The organism is Burkholderia sp. Bp8998 (assembly GCF_003854235.1).
In the GTDB taxonomy this organism is placed as follows: Bacteria; Pseudomonadota; Gammaproteobacteria; order Burkholderiales; family Burkholderiaceae; genus Burkholderia.
This window is the reverse complement of the sequence record NZ_QTQF01000015.1, coordinates 106,314-130,880: the sequence shown is the minus strand read 5'-3', so window position 1 is coordinate 130,880 and position 24,567 is coordinate 106,314. Positions and strand designations below refer to the sequence as shown.

Here is a 24,567-nt window from a genome sequence, read left to right as displayed (position 1 = left end):
TCCGTACCGAATCACCCGACGCCGCCACGCCCGCGCGCGCTGCGCGGCAGTCTCAACCACTTCTGACTTTCACACCGAAATGGCCCAATACGTTTTCACGATGAACCGGGTCGGCAAGATCGTGCCGCCCAAGCGCCAGATCCTGAAGGACATCTCGCTGTCGTTCTTTCCCGGCGCGAAGATCGGCGTGCTCGGCCTGAACGGCTCGGGCAAGTCGACGCTGATCCGCATCATGGCGGGTGTCGACAAGGACATCGAAGGCGAAGCGACGCCGATGCCGAACCTGAACATCGGCTACCTGCCGCAGGAACCGCAGCTCGATCCGACGAAGACGGTGCGCGAAGCCGTCGAGGAAGGCCTCGGCGACCTGTTCCAGGCGAACAAGAAGCTGGAAGAAATCTACGCGGCCTACGCCGAGCCGGACGCCGACTTCGACGCGCTCGCGGCCGAGCAGGCGAAATACGAGGCGATCCTCGCGTCGAGCGACGGCGGCAGCCCCGAGCAGCAGCTCGAAGTGGCCGCCGACGCGCTGCGCCTGCCGTCGTGGGACGCGAAGATCGAGCATCTGTCGGGCGGTGAAAAGCGCCGCGTCGCGCTGTGCAAGCTGCTGCTCGAAAAGCCCGACATGCTGCTGCTTGACGAACCGACCAACCACCTCGACGCCGAATCGGTCGACTGGCTCGAGCAGTTCCTGGTGCGCTTCCCGGGCACCGTCGTCGCGGTCACCCACGATCGCTACTTCCTCGACAACGCGGCCGAATGGATTCTCGAACTCGACCGCGGCCACGGCATTCCGTGGAAGGGCAACTACAGCAGCTGGCTCGACCAGAAGGAAGAGCGCCTGAAGCAGGAAGAAGCGTCGGAATCGGCGCGCCAGAAGGCGATCAAGAAGGAACTGGAGTGGGTGCGCCAGAACCCGAAGGGTCGCCAGGCGAAGTCGAAGGCGCGTATCGCGCGCTTCGAGGAACTGAGCAGCCAGGAATACCAGAAGCGCAACGAAACGCAGGAAATCTTCATTCCGGCGGGCGAACGCCTCGGCAATGAAGTGATCGAGTTCAAGAACGTCAGCAAGTCGTTCGGCGACCGCCTGCTGATCGACAATCTGAGCTTCAAGATCCCGGCCGGCGCGATCGTCGGCATCATCGGCCCGAACGGCGCCGGCAAGTCGACGCTGTTCAAGATGCTGACCGGCAAGGAGCAGCCGGATTCGGGCGAAGTCGTGATGGGCCCGACCGTGAAGCTCGCGTACGTCGACCAGAGCCGCGACGCGCTCGACGGCTCGAAGACGGTGTTCGAGGAAATCTCGGGCGGCGCCGACGTGCTGACGGTCGGCAAGTACGAAACGCCGTCGCGTGCGTACATCGGCCGCTTCAACTTCAAGGGCGGCGACCAGCAGAAGATCGTCGGCAACCTGTCCGGCGGCGAACGCGGCCGCCTGCACCTCGCGAAGACGCTGATCTCCGGCGGCAACGTGCTGCTGCTCGACGAACCGTCGAACGACCTCGACGTCGAAACGCTGCGCGCGCTGGAAGACGCGCTGCTCGAATTCGCGGGCTCGGTGATGGTGATCTCGCACGATCGCTGGTTCCTCGACCGGATCGCGACGCACATCCTCGCGTTCGAAGGCGATTCGCAGGTCACGTTCTTCGACGGCAACTACCAGGAATACGAAGCCGACAAGCGTGCGCGCCTCGGCGAGGAAGCCGCGAAGCCGAAGCGCCTGCGCTACAAGCCGATCAGCCGCTGAACGGCGCGGCCCGGGCACCCGGCAACGCAGGGCCGGATGCCGGAAGCGGCCGCTTCCGGACCGGCAAAACGAAAAAGCGGGCTCATGGCCCGCTTTTTTCATCTCGCTGCCGCCGTTTGGCAAACGCCTACGCGAGCGCGCCCAGCTCGCGCAAGCGCACCTCGGTCGCGGCCGCGCTCGTGTGATGAATGCCATGCCAGCCGAGTGCCGTCGCGGCCGCCGCGTTCTTCGCGTTGTCGTCGATGAACACGAGTTCATGCGGTGCGATGCCCGGCAGGAACGGCTCGATCCGCGCATGCATTTCGCGGTAGATCGCCGGATCGGGTTTCACGAGCTTCACGCGGCCCGACACGACGATGTCCTTGAAGCGCCGCAGCACCGGGAAGTTGTCCCACGCATACGGAAACGTCTGCGCGGACCAGTTGGTCAGCCCGAAGAGCGGCATCCCCTGCGCGTCGAGCCGGTCGACGAGCGCGGCGCCCTCGTCGAGCACGCCGCCGATCATCTCGTGCCAGCGCGCGTAGAACGCGCGGATCAGCGCCTCGTGCGCCGGAAACTTCGCGACGAGCTCGCGCGTACCCTCGTCGATCGTCTGCCCGCCGTCCTGCCGGATCACCCAGTCCATCGCGCAAACGTGCGTGAGGAACCAGCGGCGCTCGGCTTCGTCCGGAATCAGTTGCCGGTACAGGTACTCGGGGCTCCAGTCGATCAGCACGCCGCCGAAATCGAACACCACCGCCTTGATGGTCATGCGAACTCCGTGGCGAGCACGTCGGCAAGCGGACGCGGCGTCACCGCATTGCCCGACAGCGTATTGTTTTCCCACACGAAGTGATGATGCGCGACGATCTGCGCGGCCGACAGGTGCGTGCGCTCGTTCGTCGTGTGCAGGTCGGAGACGACGGTCGTCCGATAGCCGAGCAGTGCCGCGCGGCGAGCGGCCGAATCGACGCAGAACTCGGTCGCATAGCCGCAGATCAGCACCGACCGAATGCCGTGGCCGTCGAGCTGCGCGGCGAGCGGCGTGTCGTGGAACGAATCGCTCATCTGCTTGCGGATGCGCCAGTCGGCACGACCGACGATCAATTCCTCATGCAGTTCCCAGCCGGGCGTGCCGGGCACGATGTCGTCGTCCGCGTCGCCGTCGTGCTGCACGAAGCACACGGGTGCGTTCGCCGCGCGTGCCGTCGCCGTCAACCGGTTGATGCCCGCCACGACGTCGTCGAGCCGATACGCGGGCCGCGCGCGCTGCACCAGCCCGCGCTGCATGTCGATCACGATCACTGCGGTGTCTGCCATAGGTTGCCTTCTCGATCATGGTCCGGCCGTCGTGCGGCCGGCATCGCATATTGCGTCAGATCGGCTGCGTGCGTGCGTCGAGCCACGCCTTCGCGTCGCCGCTCACGTGCCGGCCGACGCGCTCACGCACGGTCGCGTGATACGCGTTCAGCCACGCGCGCTCTTCTTCATGCAGCATCTCGATCAGCACGCAGCGCGTGTCGATCGGACACAGCGTCAGGGTCTCGAACGCGAGGAAGTCACCGAACTCCGTCTGCCCGCCCGCGCGGTTCACGACCAGGTTCTCGATCCGGATGCCCCATTTGCCGGGCCGGTACACGCCCGGCTCGATCGACGTGATCATCCCCTCTTCCATCGCCGTGTACGGCTCGGCCGGCGCGTAGTGCGAGATGACCTGCGGGCCCTCGTGCACGTTCAGGAAGTAGCCGACGCCGTGGCCGGTACCGTGGCCGTAGTCGAGCCCGGCCGCCCACATCGGCGCGCGCGCGATCGCGTCGAGCATCGGCGAGCGAATGCCGCGCGGAAAGCGTGCGCGCGACAACGCCATCATCGACTTCAGCACGATCGTGAAATCGCGGCGCTGCAGGTCGCTGACCGTGCCGACCGGCACGACGCGCGTGATGTCGGTCGTGCCGGTCGTGTACTGGCCGCCCGAATCGATGAGCAGCAGGCCGTCGCCGGCGATCGTCGCGTGCGACTCGGGCGTCGCGCGGTAGTGCGGCATCGCACCGTTCGCGTTGAAGCCGGCGATCGTCGCGAAGCTCGGCGACACGTAGCCGGGGCGCCGTGCGCGCGCGGCCGTGAGCTGCGCGTCGATCGTCAGCTCGGTGATCGTCTCGCGGTTCAGTGCCTGCTCGAACCACGCGAAGAATTCGGCGAGCGCGGCGCCGTCGTGCTCCATCGTCACGCGCACGTGCTCGATCTCGACGGACGTCTTGCGCGACTTCGCGAACGTCGACGGGTTCACGGCCTCGATCAGCTTCACGCCGGCGGGCACGGCCTCGAGCGTGCCGAACGTCACGCGGCGCGGATCGATCAGCAGCGTCGCGCCGTCGGGCAGCGCCGCGAGCGACGCGCGCGCGGCGTCGTACGCGCGGACCTCGACGCCGTCCTGCGCGAGCGACGCGGCCAGCGCCGGCGACACCTTGCCGTCGGCGACGAACAGCGTCGCGCGCTCGGCGCCGATCATCGCGTGCGCGACAAACACGGGATTGAAATTGACGTCGGCGCCGCGCAGGTTGAACAGCCACGCGAGATCGTCGAGCGTCGACACGAAATGCCATTGCGCGCCCTGCGCGTGCATCGCGCGGCGCACTTCGGCGAGCTTGCTCGCGCGCGTCGTGTCGGCCTGCGGCGCCACGTGCTCGAACACCGCGTCGCCCGGCAGCCCCGGGCGCTCCGGCCAGATCGCGTCGAGCAGGTCGAGATCGGTGCGCAGCGCGATGCCGCGCGCGCTCAGCGCGGCCGTCAGCGCGCGTGCCGCCGCGACGCCAAGCACGGCGCCGTCGACGCCGACCGTCGCACCGGCCGGCACGTTCTGCGCGAGCCAGTCGACGTGCGGCGCGCTCTGTTGCCCGCCCGTCATCTTCATCAGCTGGACGCCCGTGCCGGCGAGCTCGGCCTCGGCCTGGACCCAGTAGCGGCTGTCGACCCACAAGCCCGCGAAATCCGCGGTCACGACCAGCGTACCGACCGAGCCCGTGAAACCGGACAGCCAGCGGCGCGCCTGCCAGCGTTCGGGCAGGTACTCGGACAGGTGAGGATCGGCGGACGGCACGAGATAGGCGGCCAGGTCCTCGCGGACCATCACGCCGCGCAGCAGCGCGAGGCGGGCCGGCACCGACGAGGCTTCGGGGAGACGGGCATTCATGATTTCACCTGAGAGCTTTCAGCGACGGGCCGACACGGCGACCGTCACGGCTACGGCGAGGAACGCGACACCGGTGCAGACCGGCCATTCGAGCGTTTCGCCATCGTAAAACAGTCCAGAGAGATTGCCGGCCATGCGCGCGGCGGCGGCACCTGCGATGCCGACCAGCACCGCAATCCACCATGCCGGCCGGCCAGCGAGCCGCATCGGATGCAGCCACCGGCCGAACAGCCCGACGGCCGCTCCCAGGACAAGGATTCCAAACCAGTTCATTCGACGCCTTCTATAAATTCAGATTCGTCCCATAGGCGTGAACGTTGCCAGCGGCTAGCATCGATTCATCCATCGAACCCGAGACCAGCCGGGCGCCGCGAACATTCGAGTGTAGGGGCCGACCCGACGTTATGGCAAGCGCGCACCGGCAGCCGTATTGAAGAAATCCTCATGCGAATCGCCCTGATCGATCCGGAGGCACGTCATGCTGCGCTCCTGAACCGCCTGCTCTTCGCCGGCGGTCACGTGTGCCACGCGTTTTCGTCCAGCGCGGCGTTCTTCGAGTGGCTCGCCACCGATACCTGCGACATGCTGATCACCGGCAACTGGGCCGGCGATCAGCCGGCCGAGGAAGTCATTCCGCGGGCGCAGGCGATCCTGCCCGGGCTGCCGGCCATCGCCGTGATGCAACTGCCGCGCGAAAGCGAAGTCGTGTCGTGCCTGCATGCGGGCGCCGACGACTGCCTCGTGCGCCCGGTGAGCGGGCCCGAGCTGCTCGCACGGGTCAATGCGCTGAGCCGGCGCGCCGGCGTCCGGCGACCGCCGAATCGCTCCCGTGAAATGTATGGAGAATATGCATTCGATGCGACCCACGGCCTCGTGCGTTTCGGCGACGCGGTCGTCGCGCTCACGCCGAAAGAGTTCCGCTTCGCACAGCTGCTGTTCGCGAACCTGTCCCGCCCCGTGTCGCGCGCCCATATCCTCGAAACGGTGTGGGCCCGCCGCCGCGACATGAAGTCGCGCACGCTCGACACCCATGCGTCCCGGCTGCGCAGCAAGCTGCAGCTGCTCCCGGAGCACGGCTACCGGCTCCTGCCGCTCTACGGCTACGGCTATCAACTCGACCGCGTGCCGATCGAGCCCCCCAATTCGAGGCCACGCGATGCTGATGCCCGGTATGCCACGAGTGAGGAAATCGCTGAAACGCTATAATATGGGGCTAAACGATAGCCCTCGATATGCAACTCCTCACGATCGGAATCAACCACCACACTGCGCCTGTCGCCCTGCGCGAACGCGTGGCGTTTCCGCTCGAGCAAATCAAGCCGGCTCTTGTCACGTTCAAGAACGTGTTCCTCGGCCCGCAGGCGCCCAACGCGCCCGAAGCGGCGATTCTCTCCACCTGCAACCGCACCGAACTCTATTGCGCGACCGACGACCGGGCTGCACGCGAGGGTGCGATTCGCTGGCTGTCGGAGTATCACCAGATTCCGGTCGACGAGCTCGCACCGCACGTCTATGCGCTGCCGCAATCGGAAGCGGTCCGGCACGCATTCCGCGTCGCATCGGGTCTCGACTCGATGGTGCTCGGCGAAACGCAGATCCTGGGCCAGATGAAGGACGCGGTGCGCACCGCGACGGAAGCCGGCGCGCTCGGCACCTATCTGAACCAGCTGTTCCAGCGCACGTTCGCCGTCGCGAAGGAAGTGCGCGGCACGACCGAGATCGGCGCGCAGTCGGTGTCGATGGCCGCCGCCGCAGTCCGCCTCGCGCAACGCATTTTCGAAAAGGTGTCGGATCAGCGCGTGCTGTTCATCGGCGCCGGCGAGATGATCGAGCTGTGCGCGACGCACTTCGCCGCGCAGAGCCCGCGCGAGCTCGTCGTCGCGAATCGCACGGCCGAACGCGGCCAGCGGCTCGCCGAACGTTTCAACGGCCGGGCGATGCCACTGTCGGACCTGCCGGCCCGCATGCACGAATTCGACATCATCGTGTCGTGCACCGCGTCGACGCTGCCAATCATCGGCCTCGGCGCGGTCGAGCGCGCGGTGAAGGCGCGCCGCCACCGGCCGATCTTCATGGTCGACCTCGCGGTGCCGCGCGACATCGAGCCGGAAGTCGGCAAGCTGAAGGACGTATTCCTCTACACCGTCGACGATCTCGGCGCGATCGTGCGCGAAGGCAACGCATCGCGCCAGGCCGCGGTTGCGCAAGCCGAGACGATCATCGAGACGCGCGTGCAGAATTTCATGCAATGGCTCGACACGCGCAGCGTCGTGCCGGTGATCCGTCACATGCATACGCAGGCCGACGCGCTGCGCCGCACGGAAGTCGAGAAGGCGCAGAAGCTGCTCGCGCGCGGCGACGATCCGGCCGCCGTTCTCGAAGCGCTGTCGCAGGCGCTGACCAACAAGCTGATCCACGGCCCGACGAGCGCGCTCAACCGCGTGAACGGCGCCGACCGCGATTCGCTGATCGACCTGATGCGCGGCTTCTACCAGCACGCGCCGCGCTCGAACGACCAGTCCGGCCACTAGCGCCGGCCGGTTTCCCTGCCGCCGGCCGCACGCCGGCCTATCCTTTTCGAATACCCTTGCCCGGGAGCGCCGCTCCACACCATGAAGACGAGCATGCAACGCAAGCTCGACCAGCTGTCTACACGGCTGGCCGAACTGAACGACCTGCTGAGCCGCGAGAACGTCACGGCCGACCTCGACCAGTACCGCAAGCTGACGCGCGAACACGCGGAACTCGGCCCGGTCGTCGAGCAGTACGCGCTGTGGCGCCAGTCGCGCAACGATGAGACGGCCGCGCAGGAGTTGCTCGCCGATGCCTCGATGCGCGATTTCGCCGAAGAGGAAATTCGCGGCGCACGTGACCGTATGGTGCGTCTCGAAGGCGAGTTGCAGAAGATGCTGCTGCCGAAGGACCCGAACGACGACCGCAACATCTTCCTCGAAATCCGCGCGGGCACCGGCGGCGACGAATCGGCGCTGTTCGCGGGCGACCTGTTGCGCATGTACCTGCGTTTCGCGGAGCGCCAGCGCTGGCAGGTCGAGATGATGTCGGAGAGCGCATCGGATCTCGGCGGCTACAAGGAAGTGATCGTGCGGATCGCCGGTCAGGGCGCGTACTCGCGCCTGAAATTCGAGTCGGGCGGCCATCGCGTGCAGCGCGTGCCCGCAACCGAGACGCAGGGGCGCATCCACACGTCCGCCTGCACGGTCGCGGTGATGCCGGAAGCCGACGAGATCGGCGAGGTCGAGATCAATCCGGCCGACCTGCGGATCGACACGTTCCGCGCGTCGGGCGCGGGCGGCCAGCACATCAACAAGACCGATTCGGCGGTGCGCGTCACGCACATCCCGACCGGGATCGTCGTCGAGTGCCAGGACGACCGTTCGCAGCACAAGAACAAGGATCGCGCGCTGAAGGTGCTCGCCGCACGCATCAAGGACAAGCAGTATCACGAGCAGCACGCGAAGGAAGCGGCGACGCGCAAGAGCCTGATCGGCTCCGGCGACCGCTCGGAACGGATCCGCACGTACAACTTCCCGCAAGGGCGGATGACCGACCACCGGATCAACCTGACGCTGTACCGGCTCGAGGCGCTGATGGACGGCGATCTCGACGAACTGATCGGCGCGCTGGTCACCGAACACCAGGCCGAACTGCTCGCGTCGCTCGGCGACACCGACTGAGGCCGCGATGCCCGACACCACCGCCGACGAACTGCTGCGCGCGGCGCCGCTCGACCCGGTCGATGCGCGCGTGCTGCTCGCGTACGCGCTCGGCTGGACCCGCACTCAGCTGATCACGCGCGGCGACGCCCCGCTCGAGCCCGCCGCGATCGAGCGCTACCGTGCGCTCGAAGCGCGCCGCATGGCCGGCGAGCCGGTGGCGCAGCTCGTCGGGATGCGCGAGTTCTTCGGCCGGCCGTTCGACGTGACGCCCGACGTGCTGATCCCGCGCCCGGAAACCGAACTGCTCGTCGAAGCGGCGCTCGACGCGATCGACGGGCGGCCGCATCCGGCCGTGCTCGATCTCGGCACCGGCAGCGGCGCGATCGCCGTGTCGATCGCCGCCGAACGGCCCGACGCACGTGTGTGGGCACTCGACCGTTCGCCGGCGGCGCTCGACGTCGCGCGGCGCAACGCGGACAAGCTGCTCGACGCGCGCCGCCCCGGCGGCCCGCTGCACTGGCTGCAGAGCGACTGGTACGCCGCGCTCGATCCGGTGCTTGCGTTCGACACGATCGTCAGCAACCCGCCGTACATCGCGCAGCACGATCCGCACCTCGCACAGGGCGACCTGAGGTTCGAGCCGCGCGGCGCGCTCACCGACGATGCCGACGGCCTGAGCGCGATCCGCACGATTGTCGCCGGCGCCGGCGCCTACCTGAAACCGGGCGGCACGCTCTGGATCGAGCACGGCTACGACCAGGCCGAAGCCGTGCGCGCCTTGCTCCTGTCACGCGGCTTCGTCGCGGTCGAATCGCTCGCCGATCTGGCCGCGATCGAACGCACGACAGGCGGCCGCCGGCCCGGCTGATGGCCCGCCCGCCCGCTTGAAATCCGCTATCATTTCGTTCTAACGCCCCGCAAACGCAAGGTCAGTCATGGACACCCAAAAACGTATCAAGCAAATCGTCGACGAAAACCAGGTCGTGCTCTTCATGAAGGGCAACGCGCAATTCCCGATGTGCGGCTTCTCGGGCCGCGCCGTGCAAGTGCTGAAAGCCTGCGGCGTCGACCAGTTCAAGACGGTCAACGTGCTCGAGGACGACGAAATCCGCCAGGGCATCAAGGAATTCTCGAACTGGCCGACCATCCCGCAGCTGTACGTGAAGGGTGAATTCATCGGCGGCTCGGACATCATGATGGAGATGTACCAGTCGGGCGAACTGCAGCAACTGTTCGCCGCCGCGTAACACCCCCTCCCCGATGGCATCTCCCAGCGCGCCGCCACGCCGGCTGATCGTCGCGATCACCGGCGCCACCGGCGCGGTCTACGGCGTGCGGCTGCTCGAATTGCTGCGCGCCGCCGGCGGCGTCGAAACGCACCTGCTCGTTTCGAACGCCGGCTGGCTCAATATCCAGCATGAACTGACGCTGTCGAAGGCCGCGGTCGAAAGCCGGGCGGATGTCGTGCATTCGGTGCGCGATGTCGGCGCGACGATCGCGTCCGGCTCGTTCGCGACCGACGGGATGGTGATCGCACCCTGCTCGATGAAGACCCTCGCGAGCGTCGCGCATGGGCTGTCGGACAACCTGATCACGCGCGCGGCCGACGTCACGCTGAAGGAACGCCGCCGTCTCGTGCTGATGGTGCGCGAAACGCCGTTCAACCTCGCGCATCTGCGCAACATGACCGCCGTGACCGAAATGGGCGGCATCGTGTTTCCGCCGCTGCCCGCGTTCTACGCGATGCCGAAGACAATCGAGGAACTCGTCGACCAGACCGTCACGCGCGTGCTCGACCTGTTCGCGCTCAGCGCGCCGATGACGACGCCGTGGGCCGGCATCCGACCGGCACAGTAAGCCGCCCGACACGGCGCTCCGACGCCGTTCTTCACGCATCTTCGTCGATTCAGCTGGCTTCCGGCTCGATCCGGCAACATCCAGCCCTCGCCTGCCCCACGCACCTGGAGTCGGCCGGATTATCAACCATTGCGATTCAATCAAATTCCCATAAGCCGATTTATCAATACCCGGTGCACGCCTATAGTCACAGGCAAACCCTTTTGCAGGCTCCCCACCATGAACCGCTTGCCCTCGCTTTACCTGTCCCACGGCGCCCCGACGCTGCCGATCGACCCGACGCTGCCGTCCGGCGCGTTCACGCACCTCGGTGCCGAATTGCCGCGCCCGCGCGCGGTGCTGATGCTGTCCGCGCACTGGGGCACGCAGCAGCCGGTCGCGAGCGTGGCCGAGCATCCTGAAACGATCCACGACTTCTATGGCTTCCCGCGCGCACTGTACGAGATCCGCTACCCGGCGCCGGGCGCGCCCGCGGTCGCCGAGCGGGCGGCCGCGCTGCTGAACGCGGCCGGCATCGCGACCGCGACGACCGAGCACGGTCTCGACCACGGCGCGTGGGTGCCGATGCTGCTGATGTTCCCGGAGGCGGATGTGCCCGTCGCGCAACTGTCGATCCAGCCGCGTGCGGACGCGGCCCATCACTTTGCGCTCGGCCGCGCGCTGCGGCCGCTGCGCGACGAAGGCGTGATGGTGATCGGCTCGGGCCAGATCACGCACAACCTGCGCGCGGCCGATTTCAGCGCGGCGCCCGAGGATGCGGACCCGCGCGTCGCGGAATTCACCGACTGGCTCGAGGCAAAGCTCGCCGCGCGCGACATCGACGCGCTGCTCGACTATCGCCGGCAGGCGCCGCACGCGGCGCTGATGCATCCGACCGACGAACACCTGCTGCCGGTATTCACCGCGCTCGGCGCGGCCGACGACGACTACCAGCTCGGCATTCAGTCGCTCGGCACGTATCAACGCGTGCTCGCGATGACGAACTACGTGTTCGCGAGCGCGGCCGCCTGAACCCGGCGACACAACCGGCGAGCAAACAAAAAGCCCGCCCGAGCATCGCTCGGGCGGGCTTTTTTCGCGCTTCCTGCCGCCGCCGATTCCGGTGGCAGGTCAGGCGTCAGACACCGACCCCTTCGAGGATCTCTTCGTGGGACTCGCGCTCGTCGAGATACTGGGTCCGATAACCCGTGTTCACGCCCCAGAAGTAGAACACCAGCGAGATTGCCGCAACGATCAGCATGTCCCAGCCGTACGGCAGCACGCCGTGACCGCCGAATTCCTTGCTGCCGATCAGCGACAGCACGGCCATCGTCGGCAGGTACGCGACCAGCCACCATGCGGCCTTCAGGTCGGCGCCCCAGCCGGTCCAGCCCGCCTTCGCCTGGAAGTAGAAATACACCGGCAGCGCGACGATCATCAGCAGGATGATTTCGCCCGTCAGCGGCCACTTCGCCCAGTACAGGATCAGCGACGCGCAGACGAACGCGAACGGTGCGATCAGCTTCATCAGCGGGATCGACAGCGGACGCTCGATGTCGGTCGCCGCACGGCGCAGCGCCATCAGGCTGATCGGGCCGGTCAGGTACGAGATCACCGTTGCGACCGAGATCACTGCCGCGAGCGAGCTCCAGCCGCGGAAGAAGAACAGGAAGATGAACGACACGAGCAGGTTGAACCACATCGCCTGGCGCGGCACACCGTAGATCGGGTGCACGTTGCCGAACATCTTCGGCATCGTGTTGTTGCGCTCCATCGCGTAGATCATGCGGGTGGTCGTCGCCATATAGGTCGTACCGGTACCGCTCGGGCTGATGAACGCGTCGACATACAGCAGGATCGCGAGCCAGTTCAGGTTCAGCGCGATCGCGAGTTCGGCGAATGGCGACGAAAAGTTGAAGTGCGCCCAGCCCTTCGCGACGTCGGCCGGGTTCACCGAGCCGATATACGCCATTTGCAGCAGCACGTAGATCACGAGTGCGAGCAGGATCGACGTGATCACCGCGAACGGCACGCTGCGCGATGGGTTGCGCGCTTCACCGGCCAGGTTCACCGGGCTCTGGAAGCCATTGAACGCAAACACGATGCCGCTCGTCGCAACCGCGGTCAGCACGGCCGACCAGCCGTACGGCGCGAAGCTCGCATTCGATGCGGTGCCGAGGTTCTCCGGATGGAAGCTCGACAGCATCAGGCCGAGGATCGTGAGACCGGGAATCAGGAACTTGAAGATCGTGATCGCGGTGTTCGCCCGCGCAAAGGCCTTGACGCCCCAGTAGTTCAGCAGGAAGTAGACGACGACCAGCACGGCCGACAGCAGCAGGCCGAGTGTCTGCAATTCGCCGTTCACGAACAACGCATGCGCCCACGGATACGGCCACGTGCTCATGTACTGGATCGACGCTTCGGCCTCGATCGGGATCACGGATACGATCGCGATCCAGTTGGCCCATGCGCTGATGAAGCCCACCAGCGAACCGTGCGAGTAGCGCGCGTAGCGCACCATGCCACCCGACTCGGGGAACATCGCACCCAATTCGGCGTACGTCAGCGCAATCGCGAGAATCACGACCGCGCCAATGATCCATGCACAAATCGCTGCCGGACCGGCGATCTTCGCAGCCTTCCAGGCGCCGAACAGCCAGCCCGAGCCGATAATCGAACCCAGCCCCGTCAGCATCAGTGCAAACGGGCCGATGTTCCGTTGAATAGAACTCTTCACATCCTCTCCTATGTCTCAAAAAGCATGGTCGGCTCGCGGTCCGGGATCGGCTCGGACAGCACCGCGCATGCAATTTTGGGGGGAAGGATCACCCGATCGGGGCAACCTTCCGCGCGGCGCGTAGTTTAACGGTTGCACCTCCAAGTTGGCGCCAAAATCGTTCGCCCCCTACAAAAAATTCGCGCCGTTTGCAAGGTTTGTAAACATGAACTCCGCAATAACCCTGAGTGCATGGAAATCCGGTTGACCGCGAGAGCGATTAGCCGTATAAACAACGTTGCAGGATTTCAAGCGGCGAGTGAATTGGTTCTTTCGTAGTTCGCCCATCAACGGTACTCCGGTTGGTCCCATTACCCCCTTCCTTGATTTTCCGCACCCATGGGCCTCGGCCCCGTTTTATCTTTTTAGGAACAAGTAACATGGCAACCGGTACCGTCAAGTGGTTCAATGACGCAAAGGGCTTCGGCTTCATCACCCCGGAAGGCGGCGGCGACGATCTGTTCGCGCACTTCTCGGAAATCCGCGTCGAAGGCTTCAAGACGCTGCAAGAAAACCAGAAGGTTGAATTCGAAGTGAAGACGGGCCCGAAGGGTCTGCAAGCTGCGAACATCCGTCCGGTCTAAGTTCGGCGCGATATTTCGTGTAAAAAAGCCCCGCTTCGGCGGGGCTTTTTGTTTTCCGGCGCGGCAGCGATGCGGTGGCCGCCGATTCCAAATGGCGTTCGGTCAGCCGAACAGCCGCTGCGCGTGAATGCCGAGCCCGGTTGCGACGCTCGCGAGGCGGTCGCCGAACACGGGTTGCGCGTCCGGGAACGCACCGGCGAGCGCACCCGACAGGAACGCGAGCCCGGTCGAGCCGCCGGTGAAATACAGTGCGCCGACGTCGCGCGGCGCCACGCCCGCCAGCCGCACCGTTTCGCGCGCGGCATCGACGATGCGTGCGGTGTCGTCGACACTCGCATCGACGAGGCGCTCGGCGTCGAACGCGATCTGCAGATCCTCTTCCACGTCGTTCAGGTCGATCATCGTCTCCCCGCCCGCCGCAACGCCGATCTTCGCTTCTTCCGCGCGTGCCATCAGCGCATGCCCGAGCCGCTGCTCGACCACGCGGGTAAGGCGGTCGTACTGCCGTACGTCCTGGTACAGGTGCTTCATGAGCTTCAGCTCGCCCAGCCGCTTCGGCGTGTAGACCGTGTTGATCAGGTGCCAGGTCGCCAGGTCGAAGTAGATCCGGTTCGGCAGCTCGCGCCCCTCGGGATCGAGCGAGCGGTAGCCGAACGCCGGCAGGATCGCCGCCAGCTCGACGCGGCGGTCGTAATCGGTGCCCGCGACGTGCACGCCGTGGTGCGCGAGCACGTCGTCCTTGCGCTCGAGGCGCGCCATCCGCTCCGGTCCGACGCGTACCAGCGAGAAGTCCGACGTACCGCCGCCGATGTCGGCGACCAGTACGAGCCGCTCGGCTTGCTGGCGCGACTCGTAGTCGAACGCTGCCGCGATCGGTTCGTACTGGAAATGCACGTCCGTGAACCCGACCGACTGTGCGGCCGCTTCGAGCTGGTCCTGCGCGAGGCGGTCGGCGCGCGGATCGTCGTCGACGAAGAACACCGGCCGGCCGAGCACCGCGCGGCCGATCGGCGCGCCGGCGCGTGCTTCGGCCTTGCGCTTCAGGTGCGTCAGGAAGCGCGCGATGATCTCCGTGTACGCCATCGCGCTGCCGTCGCCGAGATCGGTCGTGGTTTCCGCGAGCGGCGAGCCGAGGATGCTCTTCATCGAGCGCATCAGGCGGCCGTCGAAACCGTCGATATAGGAAGCAAGCGCCGCGCGGCCGTATTCGACCGTCTGCTCGTCGTTGTTGAAGAAGATCGCGGTGGGCAGCGTCAGGTGGTCGCCCTCGACGGGCGCGAGGCGCATGCCGTCGCCGTCGGGCAGTGCCACGGCGGAATTGGACGTGCCGAAATCGATCGCGCAGTAAGTCATGGGAAGGTGCCGCAGCATGGCCGGCGCGAAAACGGAAAGGACGGGCTTTTTAACATGAAGCCCGCCGGATCACAACCGGGGCGGCCACCGGTGCCGCGCAACCGGCCCAGGGCGGCGATCAGGCGCACCCGCGGCGCGCCGGCGACCGGTGAGGGCGGGGCGCTCGAGGCCCCCGTCGCCCGCTTGCAGCGCGCCGGCAACTGGCGCGGACAGGGTGCTCGCCCCATGCCCGCCCACTTGCGGAATCAGGCTGCGGCGTCGAAACCCTTCTTCCAGGCGCCCGCATACACGACTTCGCCAATCGCATGACGGGTGCGCGGCGCCCTTTCGCGGTCGCGCAGCACCGGATCGAGCTTGTCGACGTTGCCGTAGTGGCCGAGCGAGATGATCGCCGGAATCGCGACGTCGGCCGGGATCTCGAATGCGTCGCGGAACGCCTTCGCGTCGAAGCCGCTCATCTGGTGGGCGGCGAGGCCCAGCGCGTGCGCCTCCAGCACCAGCGACATCGCGGCCGCGCCCGCATCGTACAGCGCGGTCGGCGCCGGCTCGCCCTTCGGCGTGAGCGTGTGCGCGGTCACGGCGATCAGCACCGGCGCCGGCGCGTTCCAGCCCTGGTTGAACGGCACCAGCGTCGCGAATGCGCGCTTGAACGCCGCTTCGTCCTGCGTGCGGTCGAACACGATGAAGCGCCACGGCTGCGCGTTGTACGCGGACGGCGCCCAGCGCGCCGCTTCGAGCACCGCGTGCAGATCGCCGGCGCTGATCGGCTCGTCCGAATACGCGCGCGGGCTCCAGCGGCCGGCGATCAAGTCGTGAATCGAAACAGTGGTGGGAGCAGGTTTGACGGACATGCGGTTCCTCGCTGACATCGATGAAGGGGCGCGAACGCCCGGCGAACCGCAAGCATAACCGCTTGAGCAGTCACGCGCCCGCACATCCCGCGCAATGCAAATCATCCATCCTGCATTGACCGGCCACAACCCGCGCACGGGCCGGCCGGCGCACCGCGCTCAAGCGGCCTGCGCGGCGGCGCGGGACGGGCCACGGTTGATCCGCAGCACGATCAGCGCACCGACGATGCAGAGCCCGCCCGAGATCATCGACGCGATCGTATAGGTGCCGAGGCTCGCGCGCAGCAGCCCCGCGCCGAGCGCCGCGAACGCCGCGCCGAGCTGGTGGCCGGCGACGATCCAGCCGAACACGACCGGTGCCGCGGCCTTGCCGAACACGTCGGTGGCGAGCCTCACGGTCGGCGGCACGGTGGCGATCCAGTCGAGCCCGTAGAACATCGCGAACAGCGGCAGCCCGAAGAAGTCGATGCCGAACGCATGCGGCAGGTAGATCAGCGACAGCCCGCGCAGCCCGTAGTACCAGAACAGCAGCACGCGGTTGTCATAGCGGTCGGACAGCCAGCCCGACAGCGTCGTGCCGAACAGGTCGAACACGCCCATCGCGGCGAGCAGCGAGGCGCCCTGCACTTCGGTCATCCCGTAGTCGCTGCACATCGCGATCAGGTGCGTGCCGACATAGCCGTTGGTGCTCGCGCCGCAGATGAAGAAGCTGAAGAACAGCAGCCAGAAGTCGCGCGAGCGGCTCGCCATCAGCAGCGTGCGGAACGCGACCGTGAGCGGGTTCTCCTTCGTCGCGTCGGGCGCCGCCGGCGCGTCAGCCGGCTCGCCGTACGGGCGCAGCTTCACGTCGGCAGGCCGTTCGGGCAGCAGGAACGCGACCAGCGGAATCACGATCGCAGCCGCCACCGCGACGACCAGCACGACCGGCCGCCAGCCGTGGCGCTGCGCGATCGCCGCGAGCATCGGCAGGAACACGAGCTGGCCGGTGGCCGTGCTTGCGGTCAGGATGCCCATCACGAGGCCGCGCCGTGCATGGAACCAGCGCGTGACGAAGGTTGCCGACAGCGTCAGCGCGACGACGCCGGTCGAGCAGCCGACCATCAATCCCCAGATCACGACCATCTGCCAGCTCTGCGTCATCATCGACGACAGCGCGACGCCCGCGCTCATCGTCACCAGCGCGGTAAGGATCGTCGGCCGCAGCCCGAAGCGCTGCATCGCCGCCGCCGCGAACGGGCCGGTCAGGCCGTACAGCGCGATGTTCACCGAAATCGCCAGCGAAATCGCCGCGCGGCTCCAGCCGAGTTCGCGCTCGAGCGGCACCATCAGCACGCTCGGCGTCGCGCGCGTGCCGGCCGCCGCCAGCAGGATCAGGAAAACCACCGCCGCCGCGAGCCATCCGTAGTGGAAACGCCCGCCGATTCGTGTCACTGCCCAGTTCATGTGTCGTTCTCCAGTTGGCGGCCTGGCGCCCGCGCGCCTGCCCCGCCTCAGCACCACCAGGCCACCTCCGCCGCACGCTGCATCGGCTGACCCGGGCCGATACCTGGCATTTGTCTGTTGATCCGACCGGCATTGTTACCGATCGGTCACAAGTGTGTTGCGATCGTAGTGACCAGTCGGTAACATGTCAAGCAATTCATCACGCAGTCGAGGGTCATCATGTCGGGCATCGAGGCCGCCAACAAGCCGCCGGCACGCCGCACGCGGCGGCCGATCGCCGCGGCCGCCGCGCAGGAACACCTGCTGCGCGCCGCGGAGGAGCTGTTTTACAAGGAGGGGGTGCGCGCGGTCGGCGTCGAGGCGGTCGTGGAGCGCGCCGGCGTCAACAAGATGAGCCTGTACCGCCAGTTCTCGTCGAAGGACGAGCTGATCCTCGCGTATCTGGAACGGATGGATGCGTGCTTCTTCGAGCGCCTCGATTCGAGCATCGCGAAGCATCCGGGCCAGCCGAAGGCGCAGTTGACCCAGTATTTCGTCGATCTGGCCGAACGCGCGACGCAGAAGGACTATCGCGGCTGTCCGTTCGTCAATGTCGCGGCCGAATTTCCGGATGCGTCGCATCCGGCGCGCGAGCGCGTCGCGCAGAACAAGGAACAGCTGATGAAGCGGCTCGTCGAATTGTGCGAAGGCGCAGGCGCCCGGCAGCCGAAAGCGCTCGCCGATGCGCTCGCGCTCATCGTCGAAGGCATCTACGCGGCCAGCCAGACCTACCGGCACGGCGAAACGCCGATCGGCACCGCGCCCGCGCTGGTCACGCAGCTGATCGAAGCCGCCTGCGCGTGACGGGCGGCGCACGCCCGAACCGGGCGTGCCCGCTCCCGCTACAATGCGGCCCTCGCTGCCGCTCCACCCGACTGCCTTCGCCATGACCGATATCCGCCCCGACACGCACGACGACATTCTCGCCGCCACGCGGCACTGGCTCGCGCGCGCGGTGATCGGGCTCAATCTGTGCCCGTTCGCGAAGAGCGTCTACGTGAAGGAACAGGTCCGCTATGCGATCAGCGAAGCGACGACGCTCGAGGACGCGCTCGCCGACCTCGAAACCGAGTTGCGCGCGCTCGAAGCGGCGGATCCGCAGCAGGTCGACACGACACTCGTGATCTATCCGCGCGCGTTCGCGGATTTCGTCGACTACAACGACGCGCTGTTCTTCGCCGACCGGCTCGTGCGGCAATTGCGGCTCGACGGCGTGCTGCAGATCGCGAGCTTCCATCCCGAGTACCGGTTCGAAGGCAGCGAAGCCGACGACATCGAGAACTACACGAACCGCGCGCCGTATCCGATCCTGCACCTGCTGCGCGAGGACAGCATCGCGCGCGCGGTCGACGCGTTCCCGGACGCATCCGCCATCTACGAGAAAAACCAGGAAACGCTGCGCCGCCTCGGCCACGACGGCTGGCGGGAGTGGATGCGCCGACCGGGCGACGACGTCTGATGCGTCGCGCGACAGCCGGCTAGCGCGCGGCAGACGGGCCGCGCGTCGGGCCGCCTCAGTCCGCGGCCGGCTCGACGGCCTCGTCGGCCGCCGCTGCGGACGCCGGCGCGAAGAAGCGCTCGTTCAGTTCGGCGAGCCCGAACATGCCGAGGATCTCGTTCAGCCGCTCGCCGGGCTTCCGGCGCGGCAGGTTCTTGTACTGCGCGATGATCAGCTCGTTCTTCATCGAATGCTCCCAGCCGACCAGTTCGGTCACACTCACCTGGTAGCCGTGCGCCTCGAGCTGCAGGCAGCGCAGCACGTTGGTGATCTGGCTGCCGAATTCGCGCGTATGCAGCGGATGCCGCCACACTTCCGTCAGCGCATTCGCGAGCGACTTGCCCTTGTTCTTGCGCAGCACGCCCGCGACTTCCGCCTGGCAGCACGGCACCAGCACGATGTGCTGCGCGCGCTTCGCGAGCGCGAAACGGATCGCGTCGTCGGTCGCCGTGTCGCACGCATGCAGCGCGGTGACGACATCGACCGTTTCGGGCAGCTTCGGCGACGTGATCGAATCGGCGACCGACAGGTTCAGGAACGACATGCCGCCGAACCCGAGCCGCGCGGCGAGTTCGGTGGAACGCGTGACGAGCTCCTCGCGCGTCTCGATTCCGTATACGTGCGACGCGAACGCCGGCGTGCCGTGCCCCGGCTGCTGCTTGAAGAACAGGTCGTACAGGATGAAGCCGAGATACGACTTGCCGGCGCCGTGATCGACGAGCGTCACGCCGCCCTTGTCGGCCTGCACGCTCGCGAGCAGCGGCTCGATGAACTGGAACAGGTGATAGACCTGCTTCAGCTTGCGGCGGCTGTCCTGGTTCAGCTTGCCGTCGCGGGTCAGGATGTGCAGTTCCTTCAGCAGTTCGACGGACTGCTCCGGACGGATTTCGTAGGTCTTGTTCGACATCGTGAAACGGCGCCGGGCCACGGTCGGTCGACCACGGCCCGGCGGCGGGAATTCGTGAGGAATGGCGACAGTTTACCGAAAATACGCGATCACGCCCGCGCGCCGAGCCGCCAGAGCGACGTGACCTCGGCGCGGCGTGCCGCGTGCAGCGGATCGTCCGCGTCGGCCGACTTCGGATGCGCGGGGCGGATGTCTTCGCGGCCGAGCACGACGAGACCAGCTTCATCGATCCATTGCAGCAGCGTGTCGCGCGGCCGCAGGCCGAGATGCTCGGCGAAATCGGACAGGATCAGCCAGCCCTCGCCGCCCGGTTCGAGGTGGTCGGCGAGTCCGGCGAGGAATCCGCGCAGCATGCGGCTGTCGGGATCGTAGACCGCGTATTCGATCGGCGCGCTCGGGCGAGCCGGCACCCACGGCGGGTTGCAGACGACGAGCGGCGCGCGGCCGGCCGGGAACAGGTCGGCCTCGACGACGTCGACGTGCCCGGCATGACCGAGCCGCGCGACGTTCTCGCGGGCGCACGCGAGCGCACGCGGATCCTGGTCGGTCGCGACGATGCGCTCGACGCCGCGCGACGCGAGCACGGCCGCGAGCACGCCGGTGCCCGTGCCGATATCGAATGCGAGCGACGTCGCGGGCAGCGGCGTGCGCGCGACGAGTTCGACGTATTCGCCGCGCACCGGCGAGAACACGCCGTAATGCGGATGGATCGGCGCACCGCCAAGCGCCGGAATCGGCACCCCCTTCTTGCGCCATTCGTGCGCGCCGACGAGGCCGAGCAGTTCGCGCAGCGACACGACCGACGGCGCGCCGCCCGGGCCGTACGCTTCCTCGCACGCGGCGCGCACGTCGGGCGCGCGGCGCAGCGGGATCGTGTAGTCGGCGTCGAGCGGAATCAGCAGCATGCCGAGCGTGCGGGCGCGCTGCGATTGCGCGAGCCGGTGCAGGTTGAATGCGTCGACGCCCACCGCGGCCTTCGCCTTCTTCGGCTTGCGTTCGACGCGGCGTGCCATTGCCTGCACGAGCTGGCGCGCATTCTGGAAGTCGCCCTGCCAGACGAGCGCGGTGCCCTCGCACGCGAGGCGATACGCCGCGTCGGCGGTGAGGCGGTCGTCGGCGGGCACGGCGCGCTTGGGCGGCTGCACGCCGGCTTCGGAGCGCCAGCGCACGGCATGGTCGGCGCCGTCGGCGTCGGTCCAGTGGAAAACGGGGAAATCGGTCACGCGAGCTCGGCTACGGTTGGCTTCAAACAGGCAGCGCTACGGGAGTGCGCCGCGCGGACCACACCATACCGCGCTTTGCCCGCGCGGCAAAGCGCGGGTTCCCGCTCCTTTTCGCCGCGTGCGGCCGGCGCATCTGTCTACCCGCCCCACCCCGGCGTCGCCGGCATGCGCAACGTGCCCGCATCGCTGAAATGCACGGTGCCGAGCACGCCGCCCGCGAGCCGGCCGCGCAGCGCGTACGGCAACTCGCCGCTGGCCGCCGCGCCGGGCAGGTTCCACGCCTGCCGCGCGGCAGCGAACGCCGATACCGAAACGGGCACGTCGATCACGGCCTCGCCGAAGCGCGGCACGACGCCCGAGCGATCGCTGACGCCGCTCGCAAACGGCGTGCCGTTCAGGTCGAGCGCGACCGAAATGCCGTCGTATTCGATCGGCGTGTCATTCGGGTTCTGCACGCGCAGCTTCAGGCTGAAGCGCATCTCGAGGCCCTGTCCGGCCAGCGGGTCGAGCCCGGCGACGGTCACGCTCACGGGCTCGCGCGTCAGGCCCGCGCAACCGCCGAGCACGAAGACGGCAGCGAACAGCAGCAGCATGGCGCGCAGCGGCGCGATACGGAACAGGGCTCGTGGCATGGGATGGCCTCCTTGCGGCAATCGATCGACGGGGCGTCGCTGCATTGTACCGAGCGCGCCACGTCACACCCTGATTCGTAGTTTTCGCGCACTGCCAAGATTGTTAATAGATTAAAACTACGGAAACAAGCAGCTAAACGGAAAGCGAATTAATGCCTCCCGGCATTCAATGGCGCGTGAAAAATTCAATCGAATCACTTTCTAATTTTTTCGTTTCCTTTACCCAAAACCATCAAGTATATTTACGCATCCTTCGAGCAGGCCGACAAACCTTCAAGCCGCATGACGGCGATTTTACGGAACGGCGACACGCCGTCCTTCCGTCCTGCGGCCTGGTATGGCCAGCCCCGTGGGTCGTCGGTTCAAAGGGAATGCACGCCCGCGCAGGGCGGGTGGCCCCGTGTCGTGCGCGCGAAATCAATTCAGTACAACACGCGCCCGGCCATTTTGAACCGGCAAGTCAACCGACATCCGGAAACACAGAGGGGGCAGTAAACCATGATTACCTTCACGTAGTCGGCCGGCCGTCTTTTCGAATAATCCGTCATTGGCATTTCTCGTCGCTGTTGATTAACGGCGAGGGATTCCTCTTGCCGGCGTTTTCGCAGCACTGAACGATCCCTTCAACAATCGAGGTTTCAGTCATGTCGATCAACATTCACAAGATGCGTTATCTGCCGCTGGTTGCCGCACTCGCGCTCGCCGGGTGCGGTGGCGACGACAGCGGCGTCGGCTCGGCTTCCGCACTCAGCTCCGCCGGCGCGCCGCACTCGAGCTCGTCGCCCGCCGCCAACACGCCGCCGAGCGCACCTCAGCCGGCCGCTTCCAACGTCGACAAGAGCGTGTCGCCTGTCGAGCTGCCTGACACCGTGGTACCGGTCAACTACCGGCTGTGGTTCCGTCCGAACGATGCGCTGAACGCGTTCGACGGGCGCGCCGACGTCGAGATCAAGGTGCTGAAGCCGGTCAACAACATCGTGATCGCCGGCCACCGGATCAAGTTCACGAACGGCCGCATCACGCTGCAGCCGGGCAACATCCAGCTGATCGCGACGCCGCAGGACAAGGGCGACTTCTACCAGCTGCGCCCCGTCAGCGGCACGATCTCGCCGGGCAACTATTCGCTGCACATGGAGTGGTCGGGCATCATCAACTTCAAGTCGTACGACGATCCGGCCACGCAGACGGGCGGCAGCTGCGGCAACGATCCGTATCCGGGCTGCTCGGCCGCGGAAGGCGTGTTCCGCGTCGACCTGAAGAGCACCGACGGCACGACGAGCGGCGCAATCCTCACGCAGGGCGAAACCAACCTGTCGCGCCAGTGGTTCCCGGGCTGGGACGAACCGGCCTTCCGGCCGACCTACGAAGTGACGGCCGAAGTGCCGCAGAACTGGCGCGTCGTGTCGAACGCGGCCGAGAAGCCGTCGACCAACGTGGGTGGCGGCTACAAGCTCGTGCAATTCGAGAAGACGCCGCCGATGCCGTCGTACCTGCTGTTCTTCGGCGGCGGCATGTTCGACACCTACGAGGACGACTTCTCGAGCCCGCTGCCGGGCGGCAAGGGCGGCCTGCACCTGCGCGTGTTCACGCCGCCGGGCATGAGCGACTGGGCAAAGCCGGCGATGGACCGTACCAAGCAGGCGCTCGACTACTACTACCGCTACACCGGCATCCCGCTGCCGCTGACGAAGTTCGACACGGTCGCCGCGAACGACGCGTTCAAGGAGCAGAAGGACCTGAACTTCGGCGGGATGGAGAACTGGGGATCGATACTCGAATTCGCCGACGACATCCTGCCGCAACCGGGCCAGCCGATGTCGCACTACGGTAACGAGGTGCTGACGCACGAAGTCGCGCATCAGTGGTTCGGCGATCTCGTCACGACCGACTGGTGGGACAACGTCTGGCTCAACGAGTCGTTCGCGACCTTCTTCGAGACGAAGACGACGATCCAGTTCTTCCCCGACGAGTTCAGCTGGCTCGACCAGGTGAAGAACAAGTATCGCGTGATCAATCGCGACATTGGCCCGAACGCGTTCCCGGTCGCGCCGAACTTCAATGACTGGGCGTCGAACGACTTCGTGCTGAGCGCGAGCGCGTTCACGTACGACAAGGGCGGCCACGTGCTGAAGACGCTCGAGAACTATCTCGGCGAGCAGACATTGCGCCAGGGCCTGCAGCAATACCTGGTCGACTACTCGTTCGGCAATGGGACGCCGAAGCGCCTGTGGGATGCGCTGTCGAAAGCGAGCGGCCAGCCGGTCGGCCCGATCGGCGACAGCTACGTGCGCCAGACGGGCGTGCCGCTGATCTCGCTCGACACGCAGTGCGACATGACGAAGAACCAGACGGTCGTCACGCTGAAACAGCAGCCGTTCCCGAACAAGAACGCGTATCCGGGACTGCAGTGGACGGTACCGATCACGCTCGCGTACGGTCAGGGTCTCGCGAAGCACACGACGCTCGCGCTGAAGGATACGCAGACGCAGACGCGGATCGACGGCTGCACGGGCGTGGTCGCGGATCCGAGCGGTCTCGACTATTACGTCGTGAATTACAGCGACGCCGCGTGGAGCGGCCTGCTCACGCAGGTCAACAGCTCGACCGATCCGGTGCTGCTCGCGAACCTGAAGAGCGAGGCCGCGCTGCTCGTCGCGAACAACCTCGCGCCGGCTTCGCGTTCGACGTCGATCGGCTCGGTTGCTTCGCCGGCCGCGATGAAGCTGCGCCAGACGCCGAGCTTCGGCGGCATCGCGCCGACGGTGAAGGAACGTCCGTCGCTGCGCTACCAGGGCATGTTCAAGCCGCGCAAGACCGTGGCTCAGTAACGGG

The 24,567-nt window shown here is 66.8% G+C and carries 23 protein-coding genes; 12 read left to right on the top strand and 11 right to left on the bottom strand.

Translation table 11 applies throughout. The annotated features are described in order from the left end of the window. Positions 1-79 precede the first annotated feature (79 nt). Positions 80-1,747 carry an energy-dependent translational throttle protein EttA gene (gene ettA / locus DIE06_RS17120; RefSeq protein ID WP_039352138.1) on the top strand — a complete coding sequence of 556 codons (1,668 nt, stop codon included), beginning with the start codon at positions 80-82 and terminating at the stop codon, positions 1,745-1,747. 127 nt (positions 1,748-1,874) lie between these two features. Here the strand turns inward: ettA and DIE06_RS17115 are convergent, their stop codons facing one another. From DIE06_RS17115 to DIE06_RS17100, 4 genes are read right to left on the bottom strand one after another with little or no spacing between them, the layout of a single operon-like run. After that, on the bottom strand, positions 1,875-2,498 hold the full coding sequence (locus DIE06_RS17115; RefSeq protein ID WP_124662421.1) for an HAD family hydrolase: 624 nt from the start codon (positions 2,496-2,498) through the stop codon (positions 1,875-1,877). Beyond that, the gene (locus DIE06_RS17110) at positions 2,495-3,046 is read right to left on the bottom strand and encodes a cysteine hydrolase family protein (RefSeq protein WP_124662420.1); all 552 of its coding nucleotides are present in this window, start codon (positions 3,044-3,046) and stop codon (positions 2,495-2,497) included. Before DIE06_RS17110 ends, DIE06_RS17115 begins: the two co-directional genes overlap by 4 nt. 55 nt (positions 3,047-3,101) lie before the next feature. After that, complete coding sequence (locus DIE06_RS17105; RefSeq protein WP_124662419.1) at positions 3,102-4,916, bottom strand: aminopeptidase P family protein; 1,815 nt, start codon at positions 4,914-4,916, stop codon at positions 3,102-3,104. An 18-nt stretch (positions 4,917-4,934) separates the two neighbouring features. Next, positions 4,935-5,189 (bottom strand): hypothetical protein, encoded by a 255-nt coding sequence (locus DIE06_RS17100; RefSeq protein ID WP_124662418.1) that lies wholly within the window; start codon positions 5,187-5,189, stop codon positions 4,935-4,937. A gap of 171 nt (positions 5,190-5,360) precedes the next feature. Between DIE06_RS17100 and DIE06_RS17095 the strand changes: the two genes are divergently transcribed. The 7 genes from DIE06_RS17095 to DIE06_RS17065 all read left to right on the top strand — a co-directional run bounded on the left by DIE06_RS17095 (position 5,361) and on the right by DIE06_RS17065 (position 11,461). Continuing rightward, positions 5,361-6,122 carry a response regulator transcription factor gene (locus DIE06_RS17095; protein WP_124662417.1) on the top strand — a complete coding sequence of 254 codons (762 nt, stop codon included), beginning with the start codon at positions 5,361-5,363 and terminating at the stop codon, positions 6,120-6,122. A gap of 26 nt (positions 6,123-6,148) precedes the next feature. Further along, complete coding sequence (gene hemA, locus DIE06_RS17090; protein ID WP_124662416.1) at positions 6,149-7,447, top strand: glutamyl-tRNA reductase; 1,299 nt, start codon at positions 6,149-6,151, stop codon at positions 7,445-7,447. Positions 7,448-7,528: 81 nt separating this feature from the next. Continuing rightward, positions 7,529-8,611 (top strand): peptide chain release factor 1, encoded by a 1,083-nt coding sequence (gene prfA / locus DIE06_RS17085; protein ID WP_124662415.1) that lies wholly within the window; start codon positions 7,529-7,531, stop codon positions 8,609-8,611. A 7-nt stretch (positions 8,612-8,618) separates the two neighbouring features. Further along, positions 8,619-9,461: a peptide chain release factor N(5)-glutamine methyltransferase gene (gene prmC / locus DIE06_RS17080; RefSeq protein ID WP_124662414.1), complete on the top strand. Its 843-nt coding sequence runs from the start codon at positions 8,619-8,621 to the stop codon at positions 9,459-9,461. 67 nt (positions 9,462-9,528) lie between these two features. Next, positions 9,529-9,840 (top strand): Grx4 family monothiol glutaredoxin, encoded by a 312-nt coding sequence (gene grxD, locus DIE06_RS17075; RefSeq protein WP_124662413.1) that lies wholly within the window; start codon positions 9,529-9,531, stop codon positions 9,838-9,840. A gap of 13 nt (positions 9,841-9,853) precedes the next feature. After that, complete coding sequence (locus tag DIE06_RS17070; protein WP_124662412.1) at positions 9,854-10,450, top strand: UbiX family flavin prenyltransferase; 597 nt, start codon at positions 9,854-9,856, stop codon at positions 10,448-10,450. A gap of 219 nt (positions 10,451-10,669) precedes the next feature. Further along, positions 10,670-11,461, top strand: coding sequence for a class III extradiol ring-cleavage dioxygenase (locus DIE06_RS17065; RefSeq protein ID WP_124662411.1), 792 nt, complete (start codon positions 10,670-10,672; stop codon positions 11,459-11,461). A gap of 106 nt (positions 11,462-11,567) precedes the next feature. Here the strand turns inward: DIE06_RS17065 and DIE06_RS17060 are convergent, their stop codons facing one another. Next, positions 11,568-13,166: an APC family permease gene (locus DIE06_RS17060; protein WP_124662410.1), complete on the bottom strand. Its 1,599-nt coding sequence runs from the start codon at positions 13,164-13,166 to the stop codon at positions 11,568-11,570. 419 nt (positions 13,167-13,585) lie between these two features. On the opposite strand from DIE06_RS17060, the gene DIE06_RS17055 reads away from it, so the two are divergent. Continuing rightward, on the top strand, positions 13,586-13,789 hold the full coding sequence (locus tag DIE06_RS17055) for a cold-shock protein (RefSeq protein WP_006477070.1): 204 nt from the start codon (positions 13,586-13,588) through the stop codon (positions 13,787-13,789). Positions 13,790-13,891: 102 nt separating this feature from the next. On the opposite strand, the gene DIE06_RS17050 is transcribed toward DIE06_RS17055, so the two are convergent. The 3 genes from DIE06_RS17050 to DIE06_RS17040 all read right to left on the bottom strand — a co-directional run bounded on the left by DIE06_RS17050 (position 13,892) and on the right by DIE06_RS17040 (position 17,436). Next, positions 13,892-15,142, bottom strand: coding sequence for an Hsp70 family protein (locus tag DIE06_RS17050; RefSeq protein ID WP_059702617.1), 1,251 nt, complete (start codon positions 15,140-15,142; stop codon positions 13,892-13,894). Positions 15,143-15,387: 245 nt separating this feature from the next. Further along, positions 15,388-15,993 (bottom strand): nitroreductase family protein, encoded by a 606-nt coding sequence (locus DIE06_RS17045; protein ID WP_124662409.1) that lies wholly within the window; start codon positions 15,991-15,993, stop codon positions 15,388-15,390. Positions 15,994-16,152: 159 nt separating this feature from the next. After that, complete coding sequence (locus tag DIE06_RS17040) at positions 16,153-17,436, bottom strand: MFS transporter (RefSeq protein ID WP_124662408.1); 1,284 nt, start codon at positions 17,434-17,436, stop codon at positions 16,153-16,155. A gap of 219 nt (positions 17,437-17,655) precedes the next feature. Here DIE06_RS17040 and DIE06_RS17035 point away from each other — a divergent pair, with 219 nt between their 5' ends. Next, positions 17,656-18,279 (top strand): TetR/AcrR family transcriptional regulator, encoded by a 624-nt coding sequence (locus DIE06_RS17035; protein ID WP_124662407.1) that lies wholly within the window; start codon positions 17,656-17,658, stop codon positions 18,277-18,279. An 82-nt stretch (positions 18,280-18,361) separates the two neighbouring features. After that, positions 18,362-18,934: a DUF1415 domain-containing protein gene (locus DIE06_RS17030; protein ID WP_124662406.1), complete on the top strand. Its 573-nt coding sequence runs from the start codon at positions 18,362-18,364 to the stop codon at positions 18,932-18,934. Between the two features lie 55 nt (positions 18,935-18,989). On the opposite strand, the gene DIE06_RS17025 is transcribed toward DIE06_RS17030, so the two are convergent. The 3 genes from DIE06_RS17025 to DIE06_RS17015 all read right to left on the bottom strand — a co-directional run bounded on the left by DIE06_RS17025 (position 18,990) and on the right by DIE06_RS17015 (position 21,735). After that, complete coding sequence (locus DIE06_RS17025; protein ID WP_124662405.1) at positions 18,990-19,880, bottom strand: SAM-dependent methyltransferase; 891 nt, start codon at positions 19,878-19,880, stop codon at positions 18,990-18,992. Positions 19,881-19,969: 89 nt separating this feature from the next. Further along, entirely contained in the window at positions 19,970-21,103 is a 1,134-nt protein-coding gene (locus DIE06_RS17020; protein ID WP_124662404.1) for a class I SAM-dependent methyltransferase, read from the bottom strand. Between the two features lie 137 nt (positions 21,104-21,240). Then, positions 21,241-21,735: an LEA type 2 family protein gene (locus DIE06_RS17015; protein WP_124662403.1), complete on the bottom strand. Its 495-nt coding sequence runs from the start codon at positions 21,733-21,735 to the stop codon at positions 21,241-21,243. A gap of 644 nt (positions 21,736-22,379) precedes the next feature. On the opposite strand from DIE06_RS17015, the gene DIE06_RS17005 reads away from it, so the two are divergent. Next, positions 22,380-24,563 carry a M1 family metallopeptidase gene (locus tag DIE06_RS17005; protein WP_124662401.1) on the top strand — a complete coding sequence of 728 codons (2,184 nt, stop codon included), beginning with the start codon at positions 22,380-22,382 and terminating at the stop codon, positions 24,561-24,563. The last annotated feature ends 4 nt before the right edge of the window (positions 24,564-24,567 follow it).

Coding starts and splice junctions, on each gene's coding strand:
- DIE06_RS17015 (WP_124662403.1), bottom strand. CDS start 21,735: ATGCCACGAGCCCTGTTCCGTATCGCGCCGCTGCGCGCCATGCTGCTG.
- DIE06_RS17105 (WP_124662419.1), bottom strand. CDS start 4,916: ATGAATGCCCGTCTCCCCGAAGCCTCGTCGGTGCCGGCCCGCCTCGCG.
- DIE06_RS17040 (WP_124662408.1), bottom strand. CDS start 17,436: ATGAACTGGGCAGTGACACGAATCGGCGGGCGTTTCCACTACGGATGG.
- ettA (WP_039352138.1), top strand. CDS start 80: ATGGCCCAATACGTTTTCACGATGAACCGGGTCGGCAAGATCGTGCCG.
- prfA (WP_124662415.1), top strand. CDS start 7,529: ATGAAGACGAGCATGCAACGCAAGCTCGACCAGCTGTCTACACGGCTG.
- DIE06_RS17115 (WP_124662421.1), bottom strand. CDS start 2,498: ATGACCATCAAGGCGGTGGTGTTCGATTTCGGCGGCGTGCTGATCGAC.
- DIE06_RS17045 (WP_124662409.1), bottom strand. CDS start 15,993: ATGTCCGTCAAACCTGCTCCCACCACTGTTTCGATTCACGACTTGATC.
- prmC (WP_124662414.1), top strand. CDS start 8,619: ATGCCCGACACCACCGCCGACGAACTGCTGCGCGCGGCGCCGCTCGAC.
- DIE06_RS17065 (WP_124662411.1), top strand. CDS start 10,670: ATGAACCGCTTGCCCTCGCTTTACCTGTCCCACGGCGCCCCGACGCTG.
- DIE06_RS17035 (WP_124662407.1), top strand. CDS start 17,656: ATGTCGGGCATCGAGGCCGCCAACAAGCCGCCGGCACGCCGCACGCGG.
- DIE06_RS17100 (WP_124662418.1), bottom strand. CDS start 5,189: ATGAACTGGTTTGGAATCCTTGTCCTGGGAGCGGCCGTCGGGCTGTTC.
- grxD (WP_124662413.1), top strand. CDS start 9,529: ATGGACACCCAAAAACGTATCAAGCAAATCGTCGACGAAAACCAGGTC.
- DIE06_RS17110 (WP_124662420.1), bottom strand. CDS start 3,046: ATGGCAGACACCGCAGTGATCGTGATCGACATGCAGCGCGGGCTGGTG.
- hemA (WP_124662416.1), top strand. CDS start 6,149: ATGCAACTCCTCACGATCGGAATCAACCACCACACTGCGCCTGTCGCC.
- DIE06_RS17070 (WP_124662412.1), top strand. CDS start 9,854: ATGGCATCTCCCAGCGCGCCGCCACGCCGGCTGATCGTCGCGATCACC.
- DIE06_RS17055 (WP_006477070.1), top strand. CDS start 13,586: ATGGCAACCGGTACCGTCAAGTGGTTCAATGACGCAAAGGGCTTCGGC.
- DIE06_RS17030 (WP_124662406.1), top strand. CDS start 18,362: ATGACCGATATCCGCCCCGACACGCACGACGACATTCTCGCCGCCACG.
- DIE06_RS17095 (WP_124662417.1), top strand. CDS start 5,361: ATGCGAATCGCCCTGATCGATCCGGAGGCACGTCATGCTGCGCTCCTG.
- DIE06_RS17050 (WP_059702617.1), bottom strand. CDS start 15,142: ATGACTTACTGCGCGATCGATTTCGGCACGTCCAATTCCGCCGTGGCA.
- DIE06_RS17005 (WP_124662401.1), top strand. CDS start 22,380: ATGTCGATCAACATTCACAAGATGCGTTATCTGCCGCTGGTTGCCGCA.
- DIE06_RS17025 (WP_124662405.1), bottom strand. CDS start 19,880: ATGTCGAACAAGACCTACGAAATCCGTCCGGAGCAGTCCGTCGAACTG.